The sequence below is a fragment of the Nonlabens arenilitoris genome (assembly GCF_002954765.1).
Lineage (GTDB): Bacteria > Bacteroidota > Bacteroidia > Flavobacteriales > Flavobacteriaceae > Nonlabens > Nonlabens arenilitoris.
Genome location: NZ_MTPW01000001.1, coordinates 3,234,977 through 3,256,504, shown reverse-complemented (window position 1 = coordinate 3,256,504; position 21,528 = coordinate 3,234,977). Strand labels below are relative to the sequence as shown.

At 32.3% G+C, this 21,528-nt stretch carries 14 protein-coding genes; 13 read left to right on the top strand and 1 reads right to left on the bottom strand.

The window, feature by feature from the left end; all coding sequences use genetic code 11:
- Window positions 1–37 precede the first annotated feature (37 nt).
- Genes BST92_RS14565 through BST92_RS14550 form a run of 4 tightly spaced genes read left to right on the top strand, consistent with a single transcriptional unit; the run spans window position 38 to window position 7,032 of the window.
- The gene (locus BST92_RS14565) at window positions 38–2,275 is read left to right on the top strand and encodes a TonB-dependent receptor (RefSeq protein WP_105072120.1); all 2,238 of its coding nucleotides are present in this window, start codon (window positions 38–40) and stop codon (window positions 2,273–2,275) included.
- A gap of 54 nt (window positions 2,276–2,329) precedes the next feature.
- Window positions 2,330–3,649 carry an anthranilate synthase component I family protein gene (locus BST92_RS14560; protein WP_105072119.1) on the top strand — a complete coding sequence of 440 codons (1,320 nt, stop codon included), beginning with the start codon at window positions 2,330–2,332 and terminating at the stop codon, window positions 3,647–3,649.
- Between the two features lie 9 nt (window positions 3,650–3,658).
- A complete protein-coding gene (gene tilS, locus BST92_RS14555; protein ID WP_105072118.1) occupies window positions 3,659–4,990 on the top strand; it encodes a tRNA lysidine(34) synthetase TilS in 1,332 nt (443 codons plus the stop codon).
- A complete protein-coding gene (locus BST92_RS14550; RefSeq protein ID WP_105072117.1) occupies window positions 4,987–7,032 on the top strand; it encodes a protein-disulfide reductase DsbD family protein in 2,046 nt (681 codons plus the stop codon). Before tilS ends, BST92_RS14550 begins: the two co-directional genes overlap by 4 nt.
- A 390-nt stretch (window positions 7,033–7,422) precedes the next feature.
- On the opposite strand, the gene BST92_RS14545 is transcribed toward BST92_RS14550, so the two are convergent.
- Complete coding sequence (locus BST92_RS14545) at window positions 7,423–8,727, bottom strand: OmpA family protein (RefSeq protein WP_245910962.1); 1,305 nt, start codon at window positions 8,725–8,727, stop codon at window positions 7,423–7,425.
- Between the two features lie 143 nt (window positions 8,728–8,870).
- Here BST92_RS14545 and BST92_RS14540 point away from each other — a divergent pair, with 143 nt between their 5' ends.
- The 9 genes from BST92_RS14540 to BST92_RS14490 all read left to right on the top strand — a co-directional run bounded on the left by BST92_RS14540 (window position 8,871) and on the right by BST92_RS14490 (window position 21,266).
- Entirely contained in the window at window positions 8,871–9,839 is a 969-nt protein-coding gene (locus BST92_RS14540; protein ID WP_105072116.1) for an SDR family oxidoreductase, read from the top strand.
- A 50-nt stretch (window positions 9,840–9,889) separates the two neighbouring features.
- Window positions 9,890–11,167: a nucleotide sugar dehydrogenase gene (locus BST92_RS14535; protein ID WP_105072115.1), complete on the top strand. Its 1,278-nt coding sequence runs from the start codon at window positions 9,890–9,892 to the stop codon at window positions 11,165–11,167.
- 17 nt (window positions 11,168–11,184) lie between these two features.
- Window positions 11,185–12,585, top strand: a complete 1,401-nt coding sequence (locus tag BST92_RS14530; RefSeq protein ID WP_105072114.1) for a UDP-glucose 6-dehydrogenase — start codon at window positions 11,185–11,187, stop codon at window positions 12,583–12,585.
- Between the two features lie 124 nt (window positions 12,586–12,709).
- On the top strand, window positions 12,710–13,837 hold the full coding sequence (wecB, locus tag BST92_RS14525; protein WP_105072113.1) for a non-hydrolyzing UDP-N-acetylglucosamine 2-epimerase: 1,128 nt from the start codon (window positions 12,710–12,712) through the stop codon (window positions 13,835–13,837).
- A 4-nt stretch (window positions 13,838–13,841) separates the two neighbouring features.
- Window positions 13,842–15,053: a UDP-N-acetyl-D-mannosamine dehydrogenase gene (gene wecC / locus BST92_RS14520; protein ID WP_105072112.1), complete on the top strand. Its 1,212-nt coding sequence runs from the start codon at window positions 13,842–13,844 to the stop codon at window positions 15,051–15,053.
- Between the two features lie 1,418 nt (window positions 15,054–16,471).
- Entirely contained in the window at window positions 16,472–17,593 is a 1,122-nt protein-coding gene (locus BST92_RS14505; protein ID WP_105072109.1) for a polysaccharide pyruvyl transferase family protein, read from the top strand.
- Between the two features lie 64 nt (window positions 17,594–17,657).
- Window positions 17,658–18,938: a hypothetical protein gene (locus BST92_RS14500; RefSeq protein WP_146105171.1), complete on the top strand. Its 1,281-nt coding sequence runs from the start codon at window positions 17,658–17,660 to the stop codon at window positions 18,936–18,938.
- A gap of 11 nt (window positions 18,939–18,949) precedes the next feature.
- Complete coding sequence (locus BST92_RS14495; protein ID WP_105072107.1) at window positions 18,950–20,110, top strand: glycosyltransferase family 4 protein; 1,161 nt, start codon at window positions 18,950–18,952, stop codon at window positions 20,108–20,110.
- A gap of 13 nt (window positions 20,111–20,123) precedes the next feature.
- The gene (locus BST92_RS14490) at window positions 20,124–21,266 is read left to right on the top strand and encodes a glycosyltransferase (protein WP_105072106.1); all 1,143 of its coding nucleotides are present in this window, start codon (window positions 20,124–20,126) and stop codon (window positions 21,264–21,266) included.
- Window positions 21,267–21,528 lie beyond the last annotated feature (262 nt).

The window sequence follows — 21,528 nt, the reverse complement described above, 5'->3', positions numbered from 1 at the left end:
TTTCGTAATTGGATGAACTAATAACCATTCTTTATACATGCAAATTAATTCTTTAACTCATTCACTTCTAGTTGTTTTATTATTTTTAACCAGTTTGACCACTTTTGCTCACACCATTACAGGTTATGTGACAGACGAGAATGGACGTCCTATTAAAGATTTATATATTCTTCAAAAAGGAACAGAAAATCATACACACACTAATAGTCAAGGGTTTTTCAGCATTGAAAATGTTGATGTTAATCAAATCCTGTTATTAACTCATGTAGGTTATGAGTCTAAGGAAGTAGTCATCAAAGATCTAGACCTAGTACTACAAATTGTTATGGAAAGCACTTCAGTTGATTTAGATGCTATTGTAATTAGTAATGATGTGGATGTATTTAATTCACTGGCATTACTAGATCTACAAGTCAACCCAGTAAACTCTTCACAAGAGATTTTACAAACGGTACCAGGTTTATTTATAGGCCAACATGCCGGTGGAGGAAAAGCAGAACAATTATTTCTAAGAGGTTTTGATATCGATCACGGTACTGATGTCGCTATAGGAGTGGATGGTATGCCCGTTAACATGGTATCACATGCCCATGGACAAGGATATGCAGATTTACATTTTGTAATTCCAGAAACAATTAATTCTGTAGATTATGGTAAAGGAAGTTATGATGCAAGTAAAGGTAATTTTGCAACTGCTGGTCATGTAAACTTAAATACTAAAGAGTTCTTACAACGTAACATCGTACAAACTGAAATAGGAGATTTTAACTATCAAAGACTATTGACGATGTTCAATGTAGTAGATAATGCAAACACAAGTGCTTATGTGGCTAGTGAGTATATCACCTTTGACGGACCATTTGATAGTCCGCAAAACTTTGATCGATTTAATATTTTTTCAAAACTTAATCATAGAACAGAAACTGGAAATGAATTAAGTCTAACAGCATCTCACTTCACAAGTGAATGGGATGCTAGTGGCCAGATTCCACAACGTGCAGTGGATAATGGATCGATAGGACGATTTGGTGCTATAGACGATACAGAAGGAGGAAGTACTTCAAGGACTAATTTAAATATCACTTATAATTTTAATTTAAGTGATAGAGAGCAACTTAAAGCGCAGGCATATTATACACATTATGACTTTGAATTGTTTTCTAATTTTACATTTTTCTTAGAAGATCCTATCAATGGAGATCAAATTAAACAGCAAGAAAGTAGAGATATGATAGGGATTAATGCGATCTATAATAAAGAGTACCTTATAGGAAATCAAAAGCTTAACTGGTATAGTGGTATTAGTTTACGTAATGATAGAACGGATGGAAGTTCACTAGCAAGAACATTAAATAGAAGAAGAACTTTAGAGCAAATACAATTAGGTGATATTAATGAGACTAATTCTTCTTTATGGACTGGTTTAGAATTTACGACTGGTAATTTAAATATAGATGCCGGATTAAGATTAGAGCATTTTAAGTTTATATATCGCGATGGGTTAGACGACAACTTTGATACACTATCGCAAAATGCAACGGCATTATTACCTAAATTAAATTTTGCTTATCAGGTTAACAGTAATTGGCAGTTTTATCTTAAAAATGGTATAGGCTTGCATAGTAATGATACAAGAGTGGTATTGCAAGACGAAGCTGATGAAATTTTACCTAAGTCATACGGATCTGATTTAGGGACTGTATTTAAACCTTCTGATCGCCTAGTTATTAATACGGCGTTATGGTACCTGTATTTAGAACAAGAATTTGTTTATGTAGGAGACGCCGGGATTATAGAGCCCAGTGGGAAGACTGAACGTTACGGCTTTGATTTAGGTTTAAATTATCAACTTACAGACTACCTATTTCTAGACTCAAACCTTAATTATGCGCATGCTAGAGCCATTGAAGAACCTTCAGGTGAAGATTATATCCCATTAGCTCCAGAATGGACCAGTACAGGTGGTTTAAGTCTTAAAAACTATAAAGGCTGGAATGCTTCATTAAGATACCGTTACATCGCAGATCGTGCTGCAAATGAGGATAACAGCATCATTGCTCAAGGTTATTTTGTAAATGAGCTTAATTTAAACTACGATTTTAGCGAGCGTTTAAATGTAGGTTTTACAATAGAAAATCTTTTTGATGTGGAATGGAATGAAACGCAATTTGCAACTGAAACTAGATTACAAAACGAAACAGCATCTGTTGAAGAAATTCATTTTACACCAGGAACACCGTTTTTCATCAAAGGTAGACTAGTTTATTCTTTTTAACAGATTGATGTCAATATTGTGGTATCATAGATAACTTCCAGTTATTTTTACCGCGTGAGAAAAACGCGGGCAACATATCGCTATAAGTTAGACGAGGTAACAACGATAAAAAATCAATTGTTGAGTTTTTATCGTAAAGATAAATACCTCACGTTCCTAGAAAGTAATCATGGTGGTACCGGGCACGATACCTATAAATCCTTATTAGCGGTAGGTTGTATAGACTCTTTGTCTACTACATATAATGGTGCATTCTCTAAACTAGAAGAATTTCATAATGAATACCAAGATTGGATATTTGGCTATCTAGGTTATGATTTAAAAAATGATTTAGAAGATCTAAAAAGTGAAAATACAGATGGGGCACAGTTTCCAGATTTGTATTTTTATGTGCCTGAAGTCATTTTTGAAATAGCAATAGATTGTTTGTTAATTCATAGTTATCACGCTAGTGAATTAGATGTTAAAAAATTATTGAATGAAATTATAGCTCATCAGATTCAGGTACCTAATACAGTAGTGCGATCTGGTAAATTACTGGCCCAAGATTCTAAATCGGTTTATTTAAATAAAGCTCAAAAATTTCTAGATCATATACATCGTGGAGATATATATGAGGCAAATTTTTGTACAGAGTTCTATGCCGAAAATGTTTCTCTAGATAGTTTGAAAGCATTTAAAGAATTGAATGAAATAAGTGAACCACCATTTGCGGTCTATGCTCGTTTAAATTCATTTCACGTAATGAGTGCGAGTCCAGAACGTTATTTGAAAAAGCAAGGCTCACAACTGATTTCTCAACCCATTAAGGGAACGGCAAAACGTTCTTTACACCTCATAGAAGATGAGACTTTAAAAAGCAAACTCTTTAATGATCCCAAAGAAAGATCTGAGAATGTGATGATAGTCGATTTAGTACGTAATGATTTATCTAGAATCGCTCAAAAAGGCAGTGTGATAGTTAATGAGCTATATGGTATCTATAGTTTTAAACAGGTTCATCAAATGATTAGTACGATCACTGCTACTGTGAAACCTGACCTTAGCTTCATAGATATTTTAAAAGCTACATTTCCTATGGGAAGTATGACTGGCGCGCCTAAGATAAGCGCCATGAAAATTATTGAGAACAATGAATCATTTAAAAGAGGCCTTTATAGCGGTGCTATAGGATACATTAAACCCGATGGAGATTTTGACTTTAATGTAGTCATACGCAGTATATTATATAATACTGAAAATAAGTATCTTTCTTTTAGTGTAGGTAGTGCCATTACAGCAGCTGCCCAGCCAGAAAAAGAATATCAAGAATGCCTTTTAAAAGCAAAGGCAATGATTGAGGTTTTAAGCCATCAAGGAATTACTTTTGATTAAATTTGTGATATGCTCACAGCTTTTCAAGAACATCTACAACGTCATTTTTCTAAGCTTAAAGAAAAACGTATACTTATAGCTATAAGTGGTGGTCTGGACAGTGTGGTGCTGACACAATTATTATTTGATACAGGATATAGCATTGCATTAGCACACTGCAACTTTAATCTTAGAAGCTCAGAAAGTGATCAAGATGAACAATTTGTCAGACAACTAGCAGACAGTTTAAAAATTGATTGTCATGTGGCTCAATTTGATACACTAGATTATGCTAGTAAACGAGGTATTTCTACTCAAATGGCAGCTCGAGAATTGAGATACGATTTTTTTGATGTTTTATGTAAAGATCATAACTATCATTACTTACTCACCGCACATCATTTAGATGACCAGATGGAAACTTTTTTTATTAATCTCAATCGTGGTGCCGGTTTAAAAGGTTTGCAAGGCATTCCACAAATGAACGGCCGCGTGATAAGACCTTTATTACCTTTCTCTAGAGAACAGATTAAGAATTATGCTATTGATACTCAGCTCGCATGGCGAGAAGATTCTAGTAACAGTAGTAATAAATATCAACGTAATCAATTACGGAATCAAATTTTGCCATTATTGCATGACGTTCTACCACAATTAAAAACACATTTTGCACAATCTTTAGAATACTTAAAAGGATCTCAAGATATGGTAGATGATGCTGTTTTACGCTTTCGCGAAAGCGTGATTAAAAACACGCCTACAGGAATAAAGATCAATGTAAGTCAGATCAAAAACTTTACTAATCCTCAAGCGTATTTATATGAAGTAGTAAAAGCTTATGGATTTCATAACATGATTGATGTTATGAATGTTGTTGATGGACAGTCAGGTAAAAGAATGGTGACAGATGAGTATGTCTTATTTAAGGATAGAGAAGCCGTTTTTATTGAAAAAAAGACATCTTTAGTATCTATTAATCAATCTATTGATCATAATAATGAAACCTATCATTTTTATGGTTCAAGTATGGAAATAGAAGAATTTGTAGTCGACGATGCCTTAGATATTGTAACTCAAAATAGCGATAAAAATATTCTATATCTAGATGCTGACATGGTAAATTATCCATTAAGACTGCGCAATTGGGGAAAAGGTGATCGCATTAAGCCCTTGGGCATGAAGGGTAGTAAATTAGTAAGTGATGTGCTAACTGATAGCAAAGTTTCTTTCATAGCTAAAGAAAAAATAGTAGTATTGACATGGGAAGATGAAATACTATGGGTTGTAGGAATACGTTCTAGTAGACATGGTAAAGTAACTTCTTCAACTAACAGATTATTAAAATTAACTTATATTATATGAGAAAGCTCTTTATAGCTTTAACAGCTCTAATCAGTCTACAGCTTACAGCCCAAGTTGAAGACCCAACGGACTGGACTACAAGCGTCGAAAAGATTTCAGATACAGAATACCTTCTAATCACAGAAGCTAATATTGAGCCTGGATGGCATGTATATTCTCAGGCCAAAGGTGAAAAAGATGAAGGTCCTGTGGCTACAGAGTTTAACTTTTTTGGCACTGAAGATTTTGAATTAGTAGGTATTAATAAAGAAACGGGTACTTATGCTGAGTATGTCGAGATATGGGGAATGGATGTATATCAATTTGCTAATTATGCACGTTTTGAGCAAAAAATTAGATTAACAAATCCTGAAACAGAATATATCGCTGTAGAAGCTTACTTTATGGTATGTGATGATACGCAATGTCTACCACCATCACCAGAGTCTTTAATTTTTAAGTTAGATAATAGTGTAAGTGTGGTCCCTGATGATGTTATTAATGCATATTATGATGCAGGTGCAGAACCTATAAAAGCAGATGGACCAAAGGCTAGTACTATAAAAAAAAAAGGAGATAAGCACGAGAAGAAGGATGTAGATAGTGATGAAGATGATGAAGATGACGAAGAGGAAAATAAGAGTCTATGGACTATTTTCTTTGGATGTCTTGTCGCAGGTATATTAACCTTAGCAACACCTTGCGTTTTTCCTATGATACCTATGACGGTATCATTCTTTACAAAACAAGCTGGTGGTAGATTACAAGGTGTACTTTATGGTGTCTTTATCTTATTAATTTACGTATTATTCAGTCTTCCTTTCCACTTGTTTGAATCCGTATCGCCTGATATTTTCAATGAGTTTAGTACAAACCCATGGTTGAACATCTTCTTCTTTGTGGTATTTATCATTTTTGCGATAAGCTTTTTTGGTGCGTTTGAAATCACCATGCCTAATTCATTAATAAATAAAGTAGATAAGGCATCAAACGTAGGTGGATTAATAGGTGTCTTTTTTATGGCACTAACACTTGTTTTAGTTTCTTTTTCTTGTACGGGACCAGTAATAGGAGCGGTGCTAGGTAGTGTGCTCTCTACTGATGGTGGAGCGACTGCATTAACGGCTGGAATGGCTGGGTTTGGTTTTGGGTTGGGAATACCGTTTGCCTTATTCGCTATTTTCCCTAGTTGGATGAATTCGCTGCCTAAGTCAGGTGGATGGTTAAATACGGTTAAAGTGTTTTTAGGCTTCTTAGAATTAGCATTTGCTTTTAAATTCCTATCTAATGCAGACTTAGTGATGCAATGGCACTGGATAGAAAGAGAAATTTTCATTGCAATCTGGGTAGCTGTATTTGGAGCGCTAGCACTTTATTTATTTGGTAAAATTAAATTACCTCACGACGGACCTGATCAAAACATTTCTGTAGGTCGTATGTTATTAGGATTATGCTCCTTAGTTTTTTCGTTATATCTATTACCTGGAATCTGGGGCGCGCCTTTAAAATTGATTAGTGGATTCCCGCCACCATCAACGTATAGTGAATCGCCATATGGAGTAGGATATAAAAAATCTGGTGGAGTTACTGCTGCGATAGAATTGCCAGAGCATGCACATTTTGCCGTACATGATATCATCGCGTTCGATGATTATGAAGAAGGACTAGCTTATGCAAAAGAGGTTAATAAGCCCGTATTAATAGATTTTACGGGATGGGCTTGTGTTAATTGTCGTAAAATGGAAGAAAGAGTATGGGCAGAGCCTCAAATCTTAAACATTCTTAAAAATGATGTAGTTTTGGTGTCATTATATGTTGATGAAAAAAAGGCGCTACCAAAAGAAGAGCAGTATACCTCTGAATTTACTCAGAAACGTATACGTAGTGTAGGAAACAAATGGAGTGATTTGCAGATTAGTAGATATCAAGTGAATGCACAGCCTTACTATGCACTGGTAGATGAGAACGGTAATGACCTTAAAGGAGTAGAGCAAATAGGCTACACTCCAGATGTAGATGAATATGAAAAATGGTTAAAAGAAGGAGTTGAGCAATATAAATAGACAAATTTGCTTATTTCTATAATGAATTAAAAAAAGCGGCTGCAAGCCGCTTTTTTTTATGTATTTGACTAGCCATTAGCCATTATAGAGAATACGACAACCAACAATCTTAAGGCAATAATTTTAATATCTCCATACATATTCTAGGCTATACAACTTCATTATTATCATACTATAATGACCCAATAGAAATTTTCAGTTTACCAAAACGATGATAGGATCAGAAGTATAACTACTGGAGTTCTGTTCTGTAAGGTGACAATACAAATTAGGTTCTACGATCAGTAATAGGTTTATAAGTTGCACTTATTTCAAAGTATTAAGATCTAAAATGCAGGCATAAAAAAAGGGTCGCAAATTGCGACCCTTTTAATAATAATATGGTTAGAATTAGTTAACTCTGAAAGTAACTCTTCTTACTAATTGTCTAGCTTCAGAAGAATTCTTATCAACAGAAGCGTCTTCACCATTACCGTTGTGAGATAATCTAGAAGCATCGATTCCAGAAGCTACAAGTACATCATGTACCATCTTAGCACGACGCTCAGATAAGTTTTTATTGTAAGCAGGACTTCCTAACTCATCTGCATAACCTGTTAAAGTTGCAGTAGCACTTGGATTATCTTTCATGTAAGTTACTAAAGTATTGATAGCACTTAGAGAATAAAGAGCAGGCTTAGTACTATTGAACTGGAAGTATACGTTTACATAACCTTCATTGATCAATTTCTTGATAATACCTTTATCAGACATTCCGCTAGTACCTGGCTTCATGTTAGCTAAATCAGCTTTAGAAGCATAGCGACCATCAAGAGCACTTTCCATATCATCTGGAATACTGTTGTTGTTTAAGTCAATTGCTCTACCTTTATTATCAACACGTACACCGCTTTCAGTTGTATTGTCTCTATCAATGTAGTTTGGCACACCATCTTTGTCATCGTCAGCATAATCTGTAGCCATTTTTTCAACATCAGCAGTAAGATTGTCAATTTTCTCTTGTACATCATAAGTGTACCAGTCAGAGTGAACGTCACCATTACCTAAATAGATATTCAAACCTACAGAAGCATTAACTAACATACCATCAAATCCTCTAGTAGTACCTCTACTTAAACCATCAAATGTGATGTCTTGTCTTACATGACCTAAAACAGATAAATCTCCAAATAAAGCTACACTATTGCTTAATCTGATTTGAGGCGTAATACCAGCTTGGAAATTCAACATCCAGTCGTCACCAGTTTCAACAGGATCAGTTCCTTTTAAATTAGAAACACCCATACCACCATGCAAAAGAAGACCTAGTCTGTCATGTAATTTATGTAAACCTACTATGTGACCTGCATTCACTACTCCTTCTAGGGTTACTCTATAGTATCTAGAGTCAAAATCACGACTATTCTCATCACTAGAAAAATTGTTGTAACCAAAATCTGCATTAAAACCAAATTTATCGTTGACCATATATCTAACGCCGAGATCTGCCTGGAATAGAGATGGAGTGTTAGTAAATGCTCCAGAGCTAACCGGACGTACTGGTTTAGTTACACCAGCGCCCACGTCGATAGACCATTTGTTGTAATCAGATTTTACTTCTTCCGTATCAGTTTGTGCAAAACCTATCAGGCCACACAAAGCAAATGATAATGTAATAATTTTTTCATAAGATTTATTCTTGCTTTCAACCTGCAAATATATAATTATTACACTAAACCTAACCTTTTTATGAAAAGTTTTACTTTTATTTTAAATGTGTGTATAAATTATAAATACATATGTATCTATGGTTTCTTATTACATTTGTCTTCTTTGACCTCAAATTGTATTATTTAATTATGTCTTTAAAAATTTTAATTACTGGTGCTGCTGGATTTATCGGTAGTAATCTTTGTGAATATTTTGTTAGTAAAGGGCATGATGTTTTAGGTCTTGATAACTTAGCAACAGGTTCTCTTGATAATATTAATAACCTTTTGCTGAGACCCAACTTCAGTTTTTTAAAGGGTGATATTCGTGAAATTAATATTTGTCATAAAGCTGTTTTTGATAGAGATTACGTTTTACATCAAGCTGCGTTGGGAAGTGTGCCTAGATCTATTAATGATCCTATTACCTCAAATGAAGTCAATGTAGGTGGTTTTTTAAATATGTTAGTTGCCTGTAAGGAGGCAGGAGTTAAAAAAATGGTTTATGCTGCGAGCTCCTCTACTTACGGTGACTCAAAAGCAATACCTAAAGTTGAAGAACATATAGGGAAGCCATTGTCACCTTATGCGATTACAAAATATGTGAATGAATTATATGCTGATGTTTTTTATAAGACTTACGGTTTAGATACGATAGGTTTAAGATATTTCAATGTGTTTGGTCGTAAACAAGACCCTAATGGAGCTTATGCAGCTGTTATACCATTGTTCACAAAACAATTAATGAATAAACAATCACCTACAATTAATGGTGATGGATCTTATTCTAGGGATTTTACTTATATAGATAATGTCATTCAAGCAAATGAAAAAGCTATGCTTACTAATCATCCTCTAGCAGTAAATTCTGTATTTAATGTAGCCTATGGTGAACGTACAAATCTTAAAACGTTAGTTGAATTATTGAAAAAGTCTTTGTCTAGATATGATAAATCTATTTTGGATGTTGACGTGATCTATGGTTCGGTACGAGAAGGCGATGTACCACATTCTCTAGCCACAATTGAGAAAGCAAAGCAGATTTTAAATTATCAGCCTGAATTCAATTTAAAAGATGGATTAGATGAAGCTGTACAATGGTATTGGTCTCATTTATAATTGTTAATTTCGCTTTCGCAAAAGCATGATAAATCAGTGTCATCAATTTAATGAAAAAAAAAATAACTATTATAGGTCTGGGTTACGTGGGCTTACCATTAGCTAGATTATTTGCTACAAAATATAATGTTATAGGTTTTGATATCAATTCATCAAGAGTTAATGAAATTAATAATGGAATCGATAGTACATTAGAGTTAACAAATGATGAGTTAACTAGGGTTCTTAAAGATTCGAATGATGCTAGTAGAGGACTTTATTGCACCTCTTTAGAGAATGATATTTTAGATTCTAATATTTATATAGTCACTGTTCCAACACCCATAGATGAACATAATAAACCTATGTTAGCTCCTTTATTGAAAGCCAGTAAAACAATAGGGAAGTATCTTAAAAAAGGAGATTTTGTGATTTATGAATCAACTGTCTATCCAGGAGTTACCGAAGAAGAATGTGCGCCAATATTAGAAGAGGTCAGTAATCTTGTTTTTAATGAGGATTTTTATTTAGGTTATTCACCAGAGCGTATTAATCCCGGAGATAAATTACACACTATCGAAAAAATACTCAAGGTGACCTCAGGCAGTAATTCTCAAGCAGCTCTTTACGTAGATAATTTGTATAAGAGCGTAATCACTGCTGGAACACATATGGCGCCCTCTATTAAGGTTGCTGAAGCAGCAAAAGTTATAGAGAATTCTCAAAGAGATATTAATATAGCATTTGTAAATGAACTAGCTAAAATATTTAATAGACTTAATATTAGTACTAATGATGTGTTAGCGGCTGCAAGAACTAAATGGAATTTTTTGCCGTTCACTCCTGGTTTAGTAGGAGGTCATTGTATAGGTGTTGATCCATATTATTTAGCTCAAAAGGCGCAAGCTGTTGGGTATCATCCAGAAATTATACTTGCCGGAAGGCGTGTCAATGATAGTATGGGAAGTTATGTTGCTTCACAAGTAGTGAAATTGATGATTTCTGAAGATATTATATTAAAAGATTCTAAGGTCTTGATCTTAGGATTTACTTTTAAAGAAAATTGTCCTGATGTGCGTAATACTAAAGTGATTGATATCTACAATAATCTTATTGATTTTAGCATAAATGCTACGGTCTATGATCCTTTAGCTAATCCAGATATTGTGGAATATGAATATGGGATTAGAAATTTAATTAATTTAAATGGAGATAAATATGATGCCATTGTTTTAGCGGTAGCACACAATGAGTTCTTAGAAATGGATTTAAATGTTATATCTCATGAAAATACTGTGGTTTATGATGTTAAAGGTGTCTTAGGAACTAAAGCTGATCAAACTTTATAAAGACTTTAAAATAAATAATGTTGAAAGAAATTAAGAATATCTGTTGTATAGGTGCAGGATATGTAGGAGGACCTACAATGACAATGATTGCTGCAAAATGTCCGCATATTAATGTTAATGTTGTGGATATTAATGATAACCGAATTAAAGCTTGGAATAATCCTGATACGGATTACATTCCTATATATGAACCGGGATTAGCATCTTTAGTGAATGAAGCGAGAGGAAGAAATTTGTTTTTTTCTACAAATGTAAATCAAGCTATACAAGATGCAGATATGATATTCATTTCTGTTAATACTCCGACTAAAACATATGGTGTAGGAAAAGGAATGGCAGCAGATTTAAAATACATAGAATTATGCGCTAGACAAATAGCTACTGTGGCCACATCAGATAAAATTATTGTTGAAAAATCGACGTTGCCTGTTCGTACAGCCGAGGCCTTAAAACGTATATTAGACAATACGGGTAATGGAGTTCATTTTGATATTTTATCTAATCCTGAATTTCTTGCTGAAGGGACTGCTGTTTCTGATTTATTAAACCCAGATCGGGTCCTAATCGGTGGTGAAGAGACTGAAAATGGAAGGTTAGCACAACAAGCATTAGTTGATGTGTATGCTAATTGGGTGCCAAAAGATCGTATACTGACCACTAATGTTTGGTCTTCTGAATTATCTAAGCTAACTGCAAATGCATTTTTAGCGCAGCGAGTAAGTAGTATTAATTCTTTGTCAGAATTATGTGAGGTAACAGAGGCAGATGTGGATGAGGTAGCCAGAGCAATCGGCTCTGATAGTCGAATTGGTTCAAAATTTTTAAAAGCTTCTGTAGGCTTTGGTGGTTCTTGTTTTCAAAAGGATATTTTAAACTTAGTATATATATCTAAATCTTATGGTTTAAACGAAGTTGCAGATTATTGGGAGCAAGTCATTATCATGAATGATTATCAGAAAAGACGTTTTGCTAAGAAAATAGTCGAAACCTTATTTAATACTGTTTCGGGTAAGCGTATTGCAATATTAGGATGGGCGTTTAAGAAGGACACCAATGATACCAGAGAGTCTGCTGCAATTTATGTGGCTGATTACTTATTAAGTGAACAGGCAGAGCTAGTCATATATGATCCTAAAGTGACAAAAGATCAAATTTTTTCTGATTTGGATTATTTAGGTTCAAGAAGTACAGAAGAAAATAGAGATTTGGTTGAAGTTTCAAATTCACCTTACGATGCTGTAGAAAATGCACATGCGGTGGCTATATTAACAGAGTGGGATGAATTTGTGACTTATGACTGGAGTAAAATTTATAATTCAATGTTAAAGCCAGCTTTCTTGTTTGATGGGAGACGATTATTGAGTGATGAATTAATGAGAGAAATTGGCTTTGAGTTTTATAAAATAGGAAAAGGGTAATATATCCATATTTAGAACTTTTAATTAGGTGACTATTTGGTGATTATAAATGAGAATGCAGTCATTAAAATGATTTAATCTATTTATCTTTGCAGCTTTTGTTTAAAAAATTAAAGATTTAGAAATGGCAGTACTAAAAAAAGTTCTAATTGTATTCGGGACAAGACCCGAGGCTATAAAAATGGCTCCTCTTGTTAAAGAGTTTTTGAAACATAAAGAATCTTTTGAAACAAAAGTTTGTGTTACGGCACAACATAGGGAAATGTTGGATCAGGTATTGCAATTTTTTGACATTACTCCTGATTTTGATCTGGACTTAATGAAGCCAGGCCAAAATCTTTATTCGCTGACAGCAGATATAGTAACAGGTATGAAGCCTGTTTTAGAAGATTTCAATCCAGATTACGTGTTTGTACATGGAGATACTTCTACAACAATGGCAACAAGTATAGCGGCATTTTATAATCAATCCAAAGTATGTCATGTAGAAGCAGGATTGCGAACAGATAATAAATGGTCTCCTTTTCCTGAAGAAATTAATCGACAGGTTACCGGTAGAATTGCAGATTTTCATTTTGCTCCTACTATAACATCTGAAAGTAATTTACTTAAAGAAAATATACCATCCCATCAAATTGTGATCACAGGTAATACGGTAATTGATGCCTTGCTTGAGAGTGTGAATAAGGTGAATAATGATCCTAGTGATCTCATAAAAAAGCTAAATCATGATATAGGTGATAAGGAAGTACTTCTCGTTACCGGTCATCGTAGAGAGAATCATGGTGATGGTTTTATCCGTATTTGCGAGGCTTTAAAAGAAATCGCATTAGAAAAGCCTGAGCATTTAATTATTTATCCAGTTCATTTAAATCCTAAAGTACAAGAACCAGTGAAACGGATTTTAGCAGGTATTAGTAACATTATGCTTATCAATCCACTTGCTTATGAAGATTTTATTTGGCTTATGAATCGATCTAAACTAATTATTACAGATAGTGGAGGCGTTCAAGAAGAGGCTCCTAGTTTAGGAAAGCCAGTTTTAGTAATGAGGGATACGACTGAGCGCCCTGAAGCTGTTGAAGCGGGAACAGTTATTCTTGTGGGTACTGACAAAGATTTAATTGTTTCTGAAACACTAAATTTGCTTAATAATTCAGATCGATTTACTGAAATGAGTAAATTACACAATCCATATGGTGATGGTAAAGCTTGTCATCGTATTGTAGAATTTATTAAAAATCATAAGTAACAACATGCAACCAGAAGTAGTAATGATAGGGTTGGGCTATATAGGTCTTCCTACCGCAGCATTGATAGCTTCAAACGAAGTAAATGTTCATGGAGTTGATATTAATCAACAAGTAGTGGATACCATAAATAGAGGTGAAATTCATATAGTTGAACCTTCCTTGGATGAAGCTGTTGCTATAGCAGTGGATAAAGGCTATCTTCAAGCGGCAACAACGCCAGTAGAGGCTAATAATTATTTAATCGTTGTTCCTACTCCTTTTAAGGATAAAAATGAACCTGATATTTCGTTCGTAGAAGCAGCAACAAGAGCAGTGCTTCCGTTATTAAAAGAAGGTGATTTGTATATCATAGAATCTACTTCTCCAGTAGGGACGACGGAAAAAATGATGGATTTCATTTATGAAAACCGTCCTGAACTTAAAGATAAACTTTTTATAGCCTACTGTCCAGAAAGAGTCTTACCAGGTAACGTTATGCATGAACTAGTGCATAATGATAGAGTAATAGGTGGTGTCAATGCTGCAAGTACTGAAAAAGCAATTTCTTTTTATTCCAATTATGTAAAAGGCGCTTTACACCCTACAAACGCTAGAACGGCAGAGATGTGTAAGCTAGTGGAGAACTCTTCAAGAGATGTACAAATTGCATTTGCAAATGAGTTATCTCTCATTTGTGATAAAGCGGGAATAAATGTTTGGGAACTGATTGAGCTGGCTAATAAACATCCACGAGTTACTATTTTACAACCAGGTTGTGGTGTAGGAGGACATTGTATAGCGGTAGATCCTTATTTTATCACAGCAGATTTCCCTATGGAATCACAAATAATAGGGAAGGCCCGTGAGATTAACAATTATAAATCATTCTGGTGTGCAGAGAAGGTGAAAACCGCAAAGTTACAATTTCAACTCAAGCACGGTCGTAAGCCTAGTATTGCCATCATGGGACTGGCTTTTAAACCTAATATTGATGATTTACGAGAGTCACCAGCGAAGTATATTGCGCAAAAAGTACTTCAAGATGCAAATGATGAGGAATACTATATTGTAGAACCTAACATTAATGATCATAAGGTATTCAAAATAACCGATTATAAAACCGCTTTCGCGAAAGCTGATATAGTAGTTTATTTAGTTGCTCATGATGAGTTTAAACAATTGCCAAAGGATTCTGATAAGTTGATATTGGATTTTTGTGGAGTATTTAATAGATAGATGGCGTTAAAATTGAAAACAATTTTGGTCTCTAACTTGTTTAAGAACATAAGTTGGAATGCTTTCGGACTGATAGTTTCTAGACTTGCTATATTAGCCTTTACATTAATAACGGTAAAATTATTATCTAAAGAAGATTTTTCTGAATTAACCTATTATAGAAATATTCTAAATTTAAGTTTAGTTATTGCTGGGTCTTCATTAAGTGTTGCTGCTATTTATTTTAGTTCCAAGACAGATGTAAAAAGTGAATTGATTAAAATACACACATCTTTATTTTTTTATCTTTTATACTAAGTTTAGTTGCTTTAATTGTCCTATTTAATATTCCGTATTTACTTAGCTTTATAGATTCTGAAATTGTTGAGATTTCTTCTTTCTCTGTCAAATTACTTTTCTTACCATTAATATTTTGTGTTTTTATACTATTAGTGTAGGTTTTTTTTCAGGTCGAGAAAGGTTCAAAAATATCGCGAAAAGTGCTTTCATTGCTGGAGTTCTTTCAATACCCATTCAAATTTACTTAGTTAGCTATTACGGTGTAATAGGAGGCATTCTTTCCTTATTTATCTACTACGCTTTTAATTATTTCTCGCTTCTTTGGGTCAATCGTAAGAGCAATTTTTTTTCTTTTAAAGTCAAATCGTTTTCTTCAGTTGTTACCAAAAAAGTGTTTCTCTATTCGTTTCCGTTATTGTTGAGTCAGTTAATATTTTTACCTACTAGGTTTATTGTTGAAACTTTTTGTCTTAGCAAAATAGGTTATGAAGAATTTGCGCTATTTCAATTTTTAGGAATAATCCAGATTTATATTGTTTTTATAATTAGCACAGTTAGTAATCCAATCATATCAGCACTGAATAGGTCTAAATTTACAGAAAAGAATAAATGGAGCGACTTTAATTTGTCAATAATTATTGCTTTTTCAATTTTTATTTTAAGCCTAATTTTGAAATCTTTTTTGTTTTATTTTCTCGGAGAGGAGTATTATAATAGTAACCATAGTGAAATAGTTTATTATGTTCTTATGATTATAACCTTCGTGATGATTTTTAAAACTAGTTTTTTTAGAATAATTACATTGAGTAATAAAACTTGGATAAGTTTGGAAAGTAATCTAATATGGACTGTTTGTCTATTATTAGGATATTTCTATATTTTCAATTTGCAACCTGAAATTTTAAGACTCTGTTATTCTTTATTATTGTCATTCATTATAAATATTATTTATCTAATAATTAGATTGCTTCTTAATAAAATTCTACCATTTAAAATTGTACTTTCAAAACCTGTTTTATTAACAGTTTTCTTTCTGTTTCTTAATCATTTTTTACTCGATTACTGGTATTTACAATTAAGTTTACTACTTTTTTACTTATTTTTTAATTTTTTATTCATCACAAAATTCTTTAAATATAATGCGTAAAGTTTCTACAGACTTTCTTTTAACTGGAGGTTACGGGTCTAATTTGGGTGATGACGCCATGTTGATAAGTATCTTGTTGGAGTTGACAGAAAGATTTTCTGGAAGTACAATTATTGTATTTTGTTACAACAAAGATAATATTCCACAAGAAGCAAAAGAAAGTTTTCCAAATGTAACTTACTTCGATCGTTCAGATAAAATAGATATAACAGCTAATTTTAGGATTTATGGAGGTGGTAATCAGCATTTTACAATTAATAGTAGTAATGCTGTAAAAGACGAGCTTTTAAGAAAAATTAAATTTCAATTTAATAATTCTAGAGAATTTCTCTTTACGTTTAAAAAGAGATTTGGAAAGGCTAATTTAAAGTTTAGGAAATCAATTTATCTAGGAATTGGATTAGGTCCATTTAAGATTATGCCTGACTTATCATATTTAGATGATGCCTTGGTTATACTTAGAGAAAAATTAAGTTTAACTTATCATAAGGACGCTATATTGGGATGTGATCCTTGTTTTAATCCATTATTCATTGATAAAATTATTAAGGATAAGGAGGTTTTAAAAGATAATGTTAAACCAAATATCGGAATAGTTGTTAGGGACTGGTATCATGATTTTGAAAGAAATAAGGAAATATTAGATTCTATTCAAAAATATATTAATATTTTAAATCCATTCTATAAAATAACCATAATAAATTTCTGTAGTGTTCTTGATTTTCAATATCGATCGGTACTTGTTAATTATGATGACGAGATTATTTATGATAGTAGGAAAAATCATTTTTTTCAATTTGTTCGTCAAATATCAAATATGAATATGGTTATTTCTATGAGATATCATGGATTAGTTTTTGCTTCAATCTTAAACATACCATCAATAGGCTTAAATATTGACCCAAAAATTGAACAGTTTACAAAGGAATTTGACTCTCCTTATTTAAAGACTATTGAAATAGGTGAAAATGAAGAAATAGTTTTAAATCTTATTAATTCTACTTTAAAGGCTAAGAATATAGATGTATCAGATATCAAAGTTGCTGACTTTTTTGTTAATAGATATAAGATTATGATAGACTCTATGGTTACCTATATTGAATCAAATGATTAAAGTTTTCTTACTATGTTTAATATGGTGCTCTTCTTATTTATTTGTAGGTGGGCAAAATCCACTTATGATCATATTTATATTAGTTTTATGCCTATCTGCAGGTTATTTCTATAAAAATGATAAGTTAAATTTAACAAACTTGCTTTTGATTAGCGGAATTGGTTTTGTTTACTTGTTAACTTATAGTTTTAATTATGATAATTTTTTATCACCATATGGTGATGATGCTCTTTTTCTGAGAGAAAGTAAAAATCAGGATTTGAGTTATTTAAATATTTTCCCGACGTTTTTAAAGACCTTGAGGTTTATCACTGATATCTTTGATTTTAATGACCAAGATTTTCTCTATGTTGCATACTTATCATCTTGGATTCTATATGCATTACTAATTAATTTGAGTCACAAGGTTTTTGAAAGGGTGGTTAAACTACGAATAAATCTATCATTATATTCTACTTTTTTAATTGGACTTTATCTTATACAATGGTCTTTTGTGCATGTTTATCGTGATTTAATCCTATTTTATCTAGTTTTTTTAGGTATTAATTACTTGTTAAACAAAAAATATTTAATTGTTTTTATTATTATGATACCCGTTTTTTTTCTTAGGGGTGCAACATTTTTTTCTGTAACTTTTGCGTGTTTTTTATTTAGATATAGAGAGTTATTACTAAATGGTTCTACACTTTTTATTAAATCAGTAAAAATATCAATTTTAACTTTTTTAGCTATCATTCTTTCTGGTGCTTTCGTATATATTGTTCCATACATCAGTCGATTTGGCAATATTGAAGGAAATGATTCAAATGCAGATATCGTTTCTTTTCTTGATAAGCGAACTAATTTTGTAGAATCGAATGAAGAAATACAGGATCAAGTAACTTATAAAATTATGCAACAAAGCTGGATAGTTAAAGTTATTGCCTTACCTACTGTCAATATAATCACACCGGTTAAATATTCGGGTTTAGTAATAGATAATAAAAGGGTTAGCTTTAAATATCAAATACAATATTTAAATGAATACTTTGATTTTTCTAATTTTTTTCAAATATCTCATTTATTTGTTTTAAGTATTTTTCTTCCCTTGTTAGTCATTAATGTAAAGAAATATTTTAATTATTCACCGGAGAGTTTTGCATTAATCATAATATCATTAGTTTTTATGCTATCAATTTCATTTATAAGTTTTGTGCCTAGGCATCGAATATTATTTTTAATACCTCTATCTGCTATAGCAGCGACGCGATTTAAAGATTATGCATATTACAAATTAAAACCATTCCATATTATAATTTTAATAATTTTAGTCTTTTATAATTTAATGAATTCTGGAATTATTTAATTCACACATCTATGAAATCTAAACTTATAATTTTAACAAGTCATTCGACCTTTGAAAGTGGAGGTGTGGGGACTCATTTAGCGACAATGAAGTCAAGTCTTAGCAATAAGAATCATACTTTTATCCTTGGATTATCAAAAAAAGAGTCATTTGTTGCTAAGGTTATTTCTACATTTTTAAACCTTATTGGATTTGAATCCGTTAGTTTGATTGTTAAATCTTTATCTCTTTATAAAGAATTAAATAATGTTTTGCAGAAGAATATTGGAACTCATTCTTATGATATCATTACACATGATCGATATTCTGCATTAGCGGCTATAATTGCAAAATATAGGAATAAAGATAAAATTTCGATTACTCAAGTTCTTCATGCTCCTTTTTCTGAACAATTTTTAATTACTTCTAATAATAAGACTATTTATGCAATGGCAAAATTTCTTGATATAGCGATATCGAAACAAATTGATAAGGTAATAGGTGTTGATCAATTACAGATTGATTTAGAGAAAAAAATTGAGTGCGATAATACTGATAAGAAATATATTGTTGTTCCTAATGCTATTGATGTTAAAAAATTAGATCTAGTTAACACTTCTGCGTTTGGTAGAAATAAATACGCTGTAATTGTTCGACATTTACACGAGAAAAATGGAGTCGAATATGGCGTAAGAGGAGCAATCAATTATATTAGTAAAAGCTCAAATCCAATTTTTGATAAACTTTTGGTTATTGGTAGTGGACCTTTGAAAGAAAAGTTGCACAAAGAATTTCATGAAGACATAAAAGCTAATTTGATAGAATTTAAAGGTTCTTTGTCCAATATGGAGGCTTTAAGTTTTATTAAAAATGCTGAGATTAGTATCGTGCCATCTATCCCTGTTGGAAATTATATTGAAGCCACCTCACTTACCATGCTGGAATCTATGTACTTAAAAACTCCACTAATAGCAAGTAATATTGGAGGCTTAGCAGATACTATAAATCATTTGAAAAATGGTTTTTTAGTAGAGCCTAGAGAACATGAGCAAATTACCGAGATTATTTTTGAAATTGAAAAAGGAACATACGATATCGAAAAAATAAAAGAAACTGCTTACGTTAACGTATTAGAAAATTATTCATCTGAAAAATGGATGAATAAAATTTTAAAGTTTTCCGAATCTGAATAATTATGAAATTGAAATGAATTCAGTAAAAATATTAATAAATCTAATTCCGATTAAAAGCGGAGGAGGTCAACAGGTTGCGGCAAACTTTATAACACAAGCTCCATTGGTATACTGTGATGAACTATTGTATCTAACAACGAAAGGAAGTCATACAGCGTTACTTCTTCAAAGTAAAGGGGCTAATTTTATTGAAGTTGAAACGAGTTTAATAGGCAGGTTTTTATTTAGTTATTTCAATTTAAAAAAGATTGTTTTCACTCATAATATAGATGTTATTTATACACTTTTCGGTCCAGGTATTTTTGTCAAAGGTATCCCCTCTATTACCGGTTGTGCTTACTCTAATCTATTTTTCCCTGAAATTGATTTTTGGTTTTCTTATAAAGGATTAAAAAAAATAAAACATAAACTAATTGATTGGTATAGATTGAAAAATACTTTGAAATCGGATGCTATTATTTTCGAGAATGAAGCTATGCAAAAAAGGTGTAGTGAGTTGTTCAATTACCCAAGACATAAAACTACTTTAATATTGCCTTCGATTTCGACTTATCCAAATAATAACGACACACAAAACATAGACGCAGATGTTTTTAATGTTGAAAAACCATTCGTAGTTCTATTATTGACCGGTTGGCACCCGAATAAAAACATAGAGGTTATTCCCTATATATTAAAATCTTTAAAAGATGAGGGGTGCACATCTGTAAAATTTCGTTTGACACTAGATGAGAAGCATGAGAAGAGTAAGCAGTTAAAGGAAATAGCTCAAGATTTGCAAGTTTCTGAGAATATTGAATTAATAGGAGGAGTACTTCCCGCTGAGATTCCTTCAGTTATTCAAAACTCTAACGCTATTGGATTGTTCAGTCTTTTAGAAAGTTTTAGTAATAATATAATTGAAGCTTGGTATTTCAAAAAACCATTAATAATTTCTGATGAAGAGTGGTCTAGAGCGATTTGTAAGGATGCCGCGGTATATGTGGAAAGGATGAATACCAAACATATTGCAAAGATGATTTTGAAATTAAAAAACGAACCTTCGTTCTTAAAAAAAATTGTTGATCGTGGAGTCGAAATATCAAGTACTTATCCATCTCCAAAAGCAAAAGTGCAACTACAATTTGAATTCATACAAAGATTTTTAAATGAATAATTTAATCAAAAACTTTCTTGTTTGTACTTATGAATCTATGTCTTCCATAGTTTTTTCTTTGCCTAGACATCAGGTTTTTAATGTTATAAAATCTAATTATTTGAGACTTCAAGGGGCCAAAATAGGGAAATCAATCACATATTATCCAGGAATTAAAATTAATCCTTGTCGCAAACTTAAACTGGGTAATCACGTTGATTTAGCATGGGGAGTCATTATAACAACGGGAGGTCAAGTGGAAATTGGAGACCGAACCTTAATT